Source organism: Mesorhizobium sp. M5C.F.Ca.IN.020.32.2.1 (assembly GCF_004023105.1).
Classification (GTDB): domain Bacteria; phylum Pseudomonadota; class Alphaproteobacteria; order Rhizobiales; family Rhizobiaceae; genus Mesorhizobium; species Mesorhizobium wenxiniae.
Map to the genome: position 1 here is coordinate 1 of NZ_RZSX01000103.1, position 10981 is coordinate 10981.

The 10981-nt window shown below is 61.7% G+C and carries 8 protein-coding genes and 1 tRNA gene; 3 read left to right on the plus strand and 6 right to left on the minus strand.

Going from position 1 to position 10981, the window contains the following annotated elements; genetic code table 11:
• The 3 genes from EOA86_RS07750 to EOA86_RS07760 all read right to left on the minus strand — a co-directional run.
• Positions 1 to 1072 (minus strand): isovaleryl-CoA dehydrogenase (locus EOA86_RS07750; RefSeq protein ID WP_164891612.1); only part of this gene is annotated, 1072 nt, incomplete at its 3' end.
• Positions 1073 to 1144: 72 nt separating this feature from the next.
• On the minus strand, positions 1145 to 1798 hold the full coding sequence (locus tag EOA86_RS07755) for a TetR/AcrR family transcriptional regulator (RefSeq protein ID WP_128341136.1): 654 nt from the start codon (positions 1796 to 1798) through the stop codon (positions 1145 to 1147).
• A 143-nt stretch (positions 1799 to 1941) separates the two neighbouring features.
• Positions 1942 to 3054 carry a pyridoxal phosphate-dependent aminotransferase gene (locus tag EOA86_RS07760; protein WP_128341137.1) on the minus strand — a complete coding sequence of 371 codons (1113 nt, stop codon included), beginning with the start codon at positions 3052 to 3054 and terminating at the stop codon, positions 1942 to 1944.
• Positions 3055 to 3174: 120 nt separating this feature from the next.
• On the opposite strand from EOA86_RS07760, the gene EOA86_RS07765 reads away from it, so the two are divergent.
• Complete coding sequence (locus EOA86_RS07765) at positions 3175 to 4854, plus strand: sulfotransferase (protein ID WP_128341138.1); 1680 nt, start codon at positions 3175 to 3177, stop codon at positions 4852 to 4854.
• Positions 4855 to 5253: 399 nt separating this feature from the next.
• Here the strand turns inward: EOA86_RS07765 and EOA86_RS07770 are convergent, their stop codons facing one another.
• Positions 5254 to 6387 (minus strand): porin, encoded by a 1134-nt coding sequence (locus tag EOA86_RS07770; protein ID WP_127211598.1) that lies wholly within the window; start codon positions 6385 to 6387, stop codon positions 5254 to 5256.
• A 464-nt stretch (positions 6388 to 6851) separates the two neighbouring features.
• Between EOA86_RS07770 and EOA86_RS07775 the strand changes: the two genes are divergently transcribed.
• Positions 6852 to 6942 (plus strand) — tRNA-Ser (locus EOA86_RS07775).
• A gap of 100 nt (positions 6943 to 7042) precedes the next feature.
• Here the strand turns inward: EOA86_RS07775 and EOA86_RS07780 are convergent.
• Both EOA86_RS07780 and EOA86_RS07785 read right to left on the minus strand, forming a co-directional pair.
• Entirely contained in the window at positions 7043 to 7942 is a 900-nt protein-coding gene (locus EOA86_RS07780) for an alpha/beta hydrolase (RefSeq protein WP_128341139.1), read from the minus strand.
• A 165-nt stretch (positions 7943 to 8107) separates the two neighbouring features.
• Complete coding sequence (locus EOA86_RS07785) at positions 8108 to 10147, minus strand: lytic transglycosylase domain-containing protein (RefSeq protein ID WP_128341141.1); 2040 nt, start codon at positions 10145 to 10147, stop codon at positions 8108 to 8110.
• 332 nt (positions 10148 to 10479) lie between these two features.
• Between EOA86_RS07785 and dapA the strand changes: the two genes are divergently transcribed.
• A partial coding sequence (gene dapA / locus EOA86_RS07790; RefSeq protein ID WP_128341140.1) for a 4-hydroxy-tetrahydrodipicolinate synthase occupies positions 10480 to 10981 on the plus strand: 502 nt, incomplete at its 3' end.

The following is a 10981-nucleotide window of genomic DNA, read 5'->3' on the forward strand; positions in this document are numbered from 1 at the left end:
GAAGCCGGCCGGTCGGATAGTCATTGATGTAGCCGTTGCCGCCCAGCAGCTGAATGGCGTCGAGCGCCATCTGCGTCGCCTTCTCGGCAGCGAACAGCACGCAAGCGGCGGCGTCCTTGCGGCTCGTCTGGCCGCGGTCGCAGGCGGCTGCGACGGCATAGACATAGGCGCGCGCGGCATTCATCGTCGTATACATGTCGGCGAGTTTGCCCTGCACCAGCTGGAACTCGCCGATCGGCTGGCCGAACTGCTTGCGCTCGTGCACATAGGGGATCGCCACATCGAGGCACGCCGTCATCAACCCGAGCGGGCCGCCGGCGAGCACCGTGCGCTCGTAATCGAGGCCCGACATCAGCACCTCGACACCGCGCCCTTCCTCGTGAAGCACGTTGCCGAACGGCACTTCGACATTCTCAAACACAAGTTCGCCGGTGTTCGAGCCGCGCATGCCGAGCTTGTCGAGCTTTTGCGCGACGGAAAACCCGGCCATCGATTTTTCGACGATAAGCGCGGTGATGCCGCGCGAATGGAGCTCCGGATCGGTCTTGGCGTAGACGACCAGTGTTTCGGCATCCGGGCCGTTGGTGATCCACATCTTGGTGCCGTTGAGAACGTAGCGGTCGTTGCGCTTTTCGGCGCGCAGTTTGAGCGATACGACGTCGGAGCCGGCGCCGGATTCCGACATTGCCAGCGCGCCGACCTTTTCACCGGTGCATAGAGCGGGCAGATGTTTCTCCTTCTGCGCCGGCGTCGCCCAGCGATTGATCTGGTTGACGCAGAGGTTGGAATGGGCGCCGTAGGAGAGGCCGACCGAGGCCGAGGCGCGGGAAATCTCTTCCATAGCGACAACATGAGCGAGATAGCCCATGCCGGTGCCGCCGAAATCCGGATCGGCGGTGATGCCGAGCAGCCCGAGCCCACCGAACTCGGCCCACAGATGCGCCGGAAATTCGTTTGAACGGTCGATCTCGGCGGCGATCGGCGCGATCTTGTCCTGGGCGAAGCGCCGCACCAGGTCGCGCAGCGCCTCGATGTCTTCGTCAAGCCCGAAGTTAAGTGTGTGCGTGTACATGCCGTTCCTCCCGGCGCATGGCCCCGAAATCGAATTCGATTTTCGCGGTGGATCATGCGCAAAACCAAAATGCTACAACGTCCTTTGCTCGCCGGAAGCGGCTGCGACGCTGTAGGTCTTTGTCGCGCCGTGGGCCTTTGCTCCAACCAGGCGCATCGTCATTGAAAGATATGTGGCGGTTACCTCCGAGATCGATAGCCGCTCGCCCGGCCGGAACCAGACGATGACGCCGGTCATCATCTGGATCAGCGCCATGGCAGTCAGACCTGTGTCTTCGACGCTGAAGTCGCCCGCCTCTGCGCCGTCGCGCAGAATGGCGCGCAGCTCCTTTTCATAGGTCGTGCGCAGGCGCAGGATCTGCGTCAGGCGATCATGCGAAAGGCTGCGCAATTCCATGTTCGAGACATGGGTGGAATGGCGGCGTTCGATGTGGAAGGCGATGTGGTTTTTGACATAGGCGGCGAGCCGCGTCGGCGGATCGGCCGCGGCAGGGCGCGCCGCCTCCCACGCCTCGATCAGCCCTACCATGTGCTCGCGCATCAGCGTGAACAAGAGGTCTTCCTTGGTCGGGAAATAGCGGTAGAGCGCCGCCGCCTGCACGCCGACCTCGGCGGCCAGCTGGCGCATCGACATCGCCTCGTAGCCAAGACGCGCGATCAGGCTGACCGCCGCCTCGCGGACCGCAGCTTCGGTTTTTTCCCCGTCCGAACCGGTCGTGCGCGCCATGGTCACCTCATCGAGAAGCGTAATAATAAAATGGACGTTCAATTAATTCAAGGGATGTACATCGGACGTTCCGGCAGGCGAGACGGCGCAAGCCGCGCGGCTCTTCCTTCTCCCCTTGACAAGGGGAGAAGGAAGAGCGCCTTTCAGTTCCCCCGGGCCGCCGCCAACGCGCCCGGAAGTTCCTCAGCAAAAATGTCGAGCTCATGGTCGAGGCCGACGCTGACCCGGATGCAGCGGTCGAGCACCGGCACCATCGGCTTGCGGATGAACACGTCGCGCGACAGCAGCGCCTGCAGCACGTTCAGAGCGAAGGCGCCGTCGCCGCCGCAGTCTATGGTGACGAAATTGGTCGCCGAGGGCAGCGGCTTCAGCCCGTTGGCCTCGGCGACCTCGGCGATTCGCCGGCGGCCGGCAGCGACCCGCGCCACCACGTTTTGGAGATAGTTCTGATCGGCAAGCGCCTCCACGCCGGCGATCTGCGCCATGCGGCTGACGCCGTAATGGTTGCGGATCTTCTCGAAATCGCGGATCACCTGGGCCTCGGCCACCGCATAGCCGCAGCGTATGCCGGCCAGCCCGTAGGCCTTCGAAAAGGTGCGCATGCGGATGACGTTCGGCTGCGCGACATCGATCGGCGGCAGCGCCGAGGCCGGGCCCAACTCGCCATAGGCCTCGTCGAGCACCAGCATTGTGGTCTCCGGCAGGGCTTCGATAAAGCGGATGAGTTCGGCCGCTTCCCACCAACTGCCCATCGGATTGTCCGGGTTGGACAGGTAGACCAGCGCCCGATGTTCCCTGGCGACCGCAGCCAATAGGCCGTCGAGGCTTTCCCGGTCGTTCTCATAGGGAACCGCGACCAGCCGGCCGCCGACGCCGGCAATATGGAAATTGAAGGTCGGATAGGCGCCGAGCGAGGTGACCACCGCGTCGCCCGGCGCCACATACATGCGCGCCACCAGGCTGAGCAACCCGTCTATGCCTTCGCCGACCACCACGTTTTCGGCACTGACGCCAAGATGCGCAGCGACAGCCACCTTCAAATCGTGATTGTCGGGGTCGCAATACATCCACATGTCGCGGGCGAGGCCGGCCATGCGGGCGACGACACGCGGCGAAGGGCCAAAGCTGCTCTCATTGGCGCCGATGCGGGCGCGAAACGCACGACCCCGATCACGTTCCTGTGCCTCCGGGCCGACAAACGGCACCGTCGAGGGAAGCGCACTGACGATCGGAGTGAGGGGAGGGCGCTGGCGCATGGCAAAGGCTCGTTCGAAAAGGGCCTTCTTGCTAGCGCGGCACAGTTGGCCGCGCAAGCTCCCGCCTTGGCTGCAACCAGCATGCTGGATTCCTTCGGATCTTTTTGCTAGCGAGATATTATGAACAATCGACTCCCACCTGCTTGGTCAAAGCACATCAAGCCCGGACCCGCGCCGAAAGCGAAGGTGCCGATAGTGAAGCCTTTAGCGAGCCCGCAGAAAGGAAACGCCCAGTCGCGTACGCAGGCCGACGACGCGCTGCTGAAACAGGCATATGCCTTTCAGCAGGCCAAGCGGCTCGACGAGGCTCAGGACCTATGCCTTCGGGTTCTGGCGCGCACGCCAAACCATCCGCTCGCCTTGTACATCTTGGGGACCGTATACTTGGGTTACGATGATGAGAGGGCCTTGCGATATTTCGCACGGGCGGTCGGCGAGGAACCTAAAAACCCCTACTACCACCTCAGCCTGGGCGAGGCATATGTGAAGGTCAGCGAGTATTCGCCCGCAATCAGGCATATGCAGTACGCCTTGGAACTGCAGCCCGGTCTTATCGAAGCACTTTGCGCATTGGGCCGCACCTACACGGCGTTTGACAAGCCCGACATGGCTTTGCCGCTTTACGAGAAGGCGCTGAAAATCAACCGCGATCATCCCAAGGTGCGAGCCGGGCTGGCCGGCGCGCTCAGCGGCTTAGGGCGTATGGATGAAGCCGCCGACTATCTGAAAGAAGCGATTGATCGCCGTATTGGGGTGCCGGCTGCCTACAACGACCTTGTACAGACACGAAAGTTCACCGAGGAGCCAGAGGAGCTCCAATCCATCCTTCGCGAACTCGGTAATCCGAAACTTGGTTCGGAAGCCGCGCAGCAACTCCATCTCGCCGCCGGCAAGGTGCTGAACGACCTTAAGCGCTATAATGAGGCATTCGACCATTTCAACAGGGCGAAACAGGCCGCCGGCTACAAGTTCGACATCGACTTGTATCGTCGGTGGATCGATTCGATGATTGACACCTTCACGCCGGACTTTTTGGCTACCCGGGCCGGCTATGGAAATCCTTCCGAAGTGCCTGTGTTCGTGGTTGGCATGCCCCGCTCGGGGACGACGCTCACGGAGCAGATCTGCGCCAGCCATCCCGATGTCCATGGTGCAGGGGAGCTTAGCAAACTAAGGCGGGTCGCGAATGCGATCGGTCTGAGGACATCATCGGCTGGAGATTTGCACCAGCCAGTCATGTCGATCACGGAAGACCTGTCCAGAACGCTGGCCGAAGAGCATCTGGCCTATTTGCGGGAGCGGGCGCCTGCCGCACTTCGCGTCGTGGATAAAATGCCGCACAATTTCGAACTGATCGGCCTTGTCGGGCTTCTCTTCCCCAACGCACGCATCATTCATTGCCGTCGTGACGCCATCGACAATTGCGTCTCCTGCTTTGTCCTAAACTTCAGCGAGGGGCACAGCTACAACACCGACCTGAAAACACTAGGCCTGTACTATCGCGAGTATGACCGCCTGATGCAGCATTGGAACAAGGTTTTTCCAGGCCTTATCTTCGAAAACCGCTACGAAACGCTGGTCGAGGACCAGGAAGCGCAGTCACGCCGCCTCATAGATTATCTCGGGCTGCCTTGGGATGACGCCTGCCTGCGCTTTTTCGATAGGGATGGTTCGGTCAACACGCCCAGTCGCTGGCAGGTTCGTCAGCCGATTTACAAATCGTCGGTCAAGCGCTGGAAGAATTATGAAAACGAAATTCAGCCGCTTATACAGTCGTTGGGCGATCTTGCAGAGATTTGACTTGAGGTCGGCAATCCACATTGCGTGGACCGCGAGGGTCGCAAGCGCATAGGCTTGCTCCCAACCGACCTTCAGCCGCCAATCCCAACGAACAGCTAAATGCCACTAGCCGTCTTCCCCCAAAAGGGCGGGAACGAACTCCCTATTCTGTTCCTTGGCAAGCGCTGCTGCGGTGCAGAATCTTTCGAGAGGGACAGAGGGGGGCGCGAAGGATCGCTGCTGCTTTCATTCTGCGCAGCCGATCGGCTTCCAACCTGTCAGAAATCACAGACCAAGATCCAGCACAGAACGACCATGGCAGGTATCGGCCGCGCCATACATTCCGCCATGGACAGCCACGCCGATACGAAAAAACCCGGCGGTTGCCCGCCGGGTTCGATTTCAGTCAAGCGCTGCTGATTAGAACGAGCGCTGGAAGCGGAGCTGGCCGCCGAAGTTGTCGTCGTCATCGGCACCGGTCCAGTTGCTGACGCTCTCATCACCAAGATGGAAGTAGGAGGCTTCAGCCGTGATCGTCAGGCCGGGGACGATATCGTAGGCGATGTTCGCCACGACGCCTAGATTCTCGCCCTCGTCATAGGAGATCTGGGTGTTGAACGAGGTCTTCTCGTTGATGGTGAAGGTGCCACCGCCCCAGAGTGCCCAATTGCCGCTCCACAGCTTGTACATGCCGCGGCCGGCGGCGGGGATTGCGAAGCCGCCATCCGTGTAGTTGTCGTCCGTGCCATAGCCGGCCATGATGAACAGCGACAGGTTCTCCATCGGGGTGACGTCGAGGCGAACCTTGCCGGCCACTTCTTCATAGTTGCTGTCGTAGGCAATGACGCCGGTGATGGCGCCCCAGCCCTGCGTCCACTTCACACCGCCGACGACATGCGGGACGTAGCTGTCGATCGTGAAGTCGCCGTAACCTTGTTCGAGCGAGACCACGGCGGAGAAACCGTTGCCGGCGTCGAAATAGTACTGGACGACGTTGGTGTCGAAGCCGCCGTAGGGAACCAGCGTATCGTTCATGACGTTGCCGGCGTAGCCAATGAACGTATCGAAGGCCGATTCGTCCTTACCAACGCGCAGTCCACCGAGCTGGATCCAGGCGAAGTTCAGCGAAACGCCGGGGTTGTAGGCTTCGTTGAGGACCGGAGATGTATCGCCCTGGGTGTTGCGGAAATTGAAGCGGGTCTCGGTGTACGTCTTCAAGGTGCCGAGCTCGGTTTCCTGGCCGGTCCAGGTCTTCAGCGCGAAGCGAGCACGCTTCCAGTAGGTATCCTGATCGTCGCCGTCCTCGACGTCGACGGTCCCCGCACCGGTGAATGTGCCGATGTCGCCGACGCCGATGTCGTAGCGGACATAGCCGCCGATGCGCAGGCAGGTCTCGGTGCCGGGGATGTAGAAGTAGCCAGCGCCATAGACGTCGCAGATGCGGACGTATTCAGCGGGTTCCGGCTCGGCAACGACGACGGCGTCGGCGGCGCGCGCACCGGAAACTGCGACCAGAGCCGCAGCGGAGCCAAGAAGAAGGCTCTTGATGTTCATTTTCTGACCTCCAGTCAAAAGTTAAAAAACGGGTCTGGGTATTCTTTGCTGAAGGACAGCGTTCCCTGCCCCATCCCCACTACCGAAAAAGATGCGCACCGCGCCGCTCCTTCGAATTCGACATTACCCATGAGGCGGCGGCGTTCAACCACCATCGTATCGGCGAAAGGTCTGTGCAGGCGCTATCCCCCTGCCTTGTTGCACAAATGACACGATTTGGCCTCACTCGGAAAGCTCCCGTTAACCATTGAGCTATCGGAAACCCTTGGGCGAGACCTTTGCAATCCGGCCGATTCCGACAATTGCCCGCCGGAATTGCGACGATGTCGTTGAGTCGCCGGCCGAGGGATTGCCGCAGAATCGCCGCATGGCGAAAGCGCCATTAGGCGGAAGCCGGTTTTTTCAATGATAATCGCGCCGGCTTGTTGATTGTGCCGGCGCTTTTCTTTATCCACCGGCGCAACGGAGAGGTGGCCGAGTGGTCGAAGGCGCTCCCCTGCTAAGGGAGTAGAGGTCAAAAGCTTCTCGTGGGTTCGAATCCCATCCTCTCCGCCATCCTGCTTCGCGCTGGGCGCTTCGCAGGATAAGTCCCCCTTTCCGCGAAAGCAGGATGCGCTGCGGCACTGCCTCAAATAAATTCCTCAGTTCTCGAGCATTAGCTCGAACCGATGCGTTGCTCGGCCCTATCAAGAAAATTGGCGATGGCGCCGGGCAGGCCGCCGGTCTCGAGGAAAGGCGCATGGCCCTGGCACTCGACCGTAATCGTCTCGACACAAGGGTGACGCTTTCGCATCTGTTCGAGCGTCTCGGCGGAAAGCAGCTTCGAATTGGCGCCGCGGATGGCGAGCAAGGGTATGGCCGCCAGCGCCTCGAACTGCGGCCACAGATCTGCCAGTGGCTGAGTAAGGTCGAGACCCGCCAGCGTATCGACCAGCTTCGGGTCGAAATCCGGCACCAACCCCTCATCCGTCTCTCGGTAGAGGGCCGATACCATCCGCTCCCAATCCGCCTCGGTCAGAGCTGGAAAGTCGCTGCTATGCGCGCCGCACTGGGCGCCGATCGCCTCGGCATGGGTTTTCGGCTTTGGTGTCTGCTCGAGATAGGAGCGGATATAGGCGAAACCGCTAGCCTCGACCACTGGGCCGATGTCGTTGAGGACGACGGCTTTAAGGACGGCCGGCCGCATCGTGCCGAGCACATGGATGATCAGCCCCCCACGCGACGTTCCGATGAACGCCGCCGCCTCGATGCTCAGCGCCGCCAACCCGGCGAGGATATCACCGGCTTCAACGCCGATATTGTAATGGCCGATATCGGGGTCGTAGGCGGATTGCCCGCGCCCGCGGTAGTCGAAAGCGACGATTTTTCGCGAACCTTCCGCCCGTCGCGACAGGTGCAGCGCCAGCTCATGAAAATCGCGGCAATTGCGGGTCAGGCCAGGCAGGCAGACGACCGGCCAGTGTTCGGAATTCGCTTCGCCGTAGACACGGGCGTGAAGTTGCAGCCCGTCCGGCGAGGCGTAGAAGAAATCGGAAAAACCCTGGTCGCTGGGCATCTAGACGTGGTTCCTCGCTGCTGCCGGATAGTCTCCGACTGCTACAGGCGAGGGAAGGTGCGGTCAAATCGGGAAGGCGGACCGGCGAAACTGCCGATTCCCCCCTCGTGAGGGAGATTGGCCGTCATCGACGCGTTCGCCAATCTCGAACGCCGTCGACGCTCTTCAACTCCGCCCGTTCACCAAATCTCCAACGATATCGTACTTGCCGGAAATGCGCATCTTGTAGACTTCGTAATTCTCCATCACGCGCTGGACATAACTTCTTGTTTCCGTATAAGGAATCCGCTCGATCCAGTCGACTACTGAGTCGATGTCCTTGCCGCGCGGATCGCCAAATCTAGCCACCCACTGGGCGGCGCGGTTGGGGCCGGCATTGTAGCCGGCGAAGGTCAGGACATAGGAACCGTCGAAGCGGCCGAGCTGCTCGCCGAGGAAGGCGGCGCCCAGCGTCGCATTGTAGCCGGCGTCGGTGGTCAGCCGCGCCTGCGAGAAGGTCATCCCGGCCTTCTTCGCCAATTGCCTGGCGGTCCCCGGCATCAGCTGCAGCAGCCCGCGCGCGCCGGCGCTGGAGACGGCGCCGATATTGAATTCGCTTTCCTGGCGAGCGATCGCATAGGCCAGCGCCTTGCCGGAGCCGGAAATGTTGGCGGTGGCGGGAATGACGCCGAGTGGATGCGACAGCGCGCCGACATCTATGCCGCGCGCGCCGGCGATCTTGCCGATCTTCAGCGCCAGGAAATGGTTGCCCTGCTTTTCCGCCATAGCGGCGAGCAACGCCAGCTCTCCGGGACTGGTCAACTGCCCGGCGAGGTCGCGATAAAGCGTGTCGGCGTAGCGCTCATAGCCCGCCTCCTGCAGCCGCTTGATGGCGCTGACCGCGTCGCGATTGGCGAAATTCCGCTGATCGGCGGCGCTCGGCTGCGGATGGGCGATGTTGAGGACCTGCCGGCCGACGCGCTCGCCGGCGAGCTGGCCGTAAAAGGTCGTGCCGTAACCAGCGGCACGGGTGAAATTATCCTTCGCACTGCCGGGACCGCCGGCTTCGGCCGCACGGCCGAGCCAGTAATAGGCGCGCGACAGCGAGATCGGCCCCTGGGCGAGATCGGCGATCCGCGCGAAATGCCTGGCAGCGGTGTTAGGCTCGTTGAGGCCGCGCAGCGCGTACCAGCCGGCATGAAACTCCGCATCCGCCGCGTTGGCGGCACTTTCGGCGGCGTGTGCTGCGACTATTTTGTAGGCGGTCTTCATGTCACCCTGGTCGAGCAGTTCGCGCGACAGCACCCGGCGCTCGGCCCACCAGGCATCCGGATCGATCAGTGCGCTGCGGTCGCTCGGCGCCTTCATCATCACTGCGGCGGCGTCGGAAAACTTCTGCTGCTTGCGTAGAGATTGGGCTTGCGCGAAGAGATAGCCGGCCGAACGCTGCGCAGCGGGCACCGCCTTCAGCAGTTTGGCCGCTTTCTTGTCGCCCCTGTCCGCCGCTGCCCAGGCATCGGCCAGCTGTTGGGCACCGGCAAGGCCGGCGACGCGCAGCGCGGAATTGACCCGGTCGGCATAGAACATGCGCTCCATGCGAAAGCTGTGGTCGGCGGCGGCGATGAGCTTGCCGAATTCCCAGATGATCGCCGCTTCGTCCTTGGCTTCCAGTTTCTCAGTGCGCCAGAAAGGCGACAGCACCGAGCGCGCTGCCTCGACGTTGCCCTGCGACACATAGGAGCGGGCGAGGATCACCACGCCCTCGACTGTTTGTGGCTGGCTGCCGCCGAAAGCCTTCACCACGGTCTCAGGGGCGGGGTTTTCGCGGTAGAGCGCGCGCTCGCTGTTCTTGCGCAAGGCGATCAAGCCCGGCCAGTTCGGCAGCATTTTCGCAGCATGGGCGATGTCGCCGCTTGGCACCTTGTCGCCGCCGTAGAGTGCGATCGCCCAGGCAAGGATGTGCCGGTCGAGCGAATTGACCGGCAGGGTTTCGCGCACTTGAAGCGCACCGGCAATGTCGTTTGCCGCCAGCGCATCGAGGCCGCTTTTCAGCCTGGCGACACTGACGGATGGAGATCCCGTATCGTGCAGACCCCTATCCTGCAGGTTTGGTATCGGTATGGCCGACGTGACCTGCACATCGATCTTGCCCGCGGCCACAAGGCTCGGCGTCAGCAGGAGAATTGCGCCAAGCAGCGCAAAAAAATGAGGCTGCCTGGTCGGCATGGTCTTCATCATTTCCTGTCTACACATTACCAACAGGCACAGGTCAACCGAAGCCTAGTTGGCTGTGATGAAGAGCCCGTAAACAACGCTATCGAGGCCTTTCAAATTGCGCTTGCTGGCATTACCACCATGCTTGCCGCGCAACAGTGTCGAGACTATGGTGCGCCGCTTCGCTTTCGGCTAGAAGGCGCGCACGACAAAACACCTACAGCGCCGTGCGTCGTCTCAGACGCGCAAAGGACGCTGTAGCACTTTAAATTTGGCGCATGATCCCCCGCGAAAATCGACTCCGATTTTCGGGGTCATGCGTTAGTCCCAGGGAGTTGGACGACATGCTGAGAGGCTCGCTTACCGCGCTCGTGACACCGTTCGAAAAGAGCGGCCGTTTCGACGAGAAAGCCTTTCGCGCTCTCGTTGCCTGGCAGATCGCCGAAGGCACGAGCGGTCTGGTTCCGGTCGGCACCACCGGCGAGTCGCCGACGCTGTCGCATGACGAGCACCGCCACGTAGTCAAAGTGTGCATCGAGGTCGCCAAGGGCCGCGCTCCGGTCGTCGCCGGTGCCGGCTCCAACAACACCGAGGAGGCGGTTGGCCTGGTGCAATATGCCGAGAAGGCGGGCGCCGACGCTGCACTCGTCGTCACGCCTTACTACAACAAGCCGACGCAGCGCGGTCTCTATGCGCATTTCGCCGCCGTCGCCAAAGCGACCAGCCTGCCGATCATCATCTACAACATTCCGCCGCGCTCGGTGATCGACATGACGCCCGAAACGATGGGCGAGCTGGTGCGTGACTTCAGGAACATCATCGGCGTCAAGGATGCCACCGGCAAGG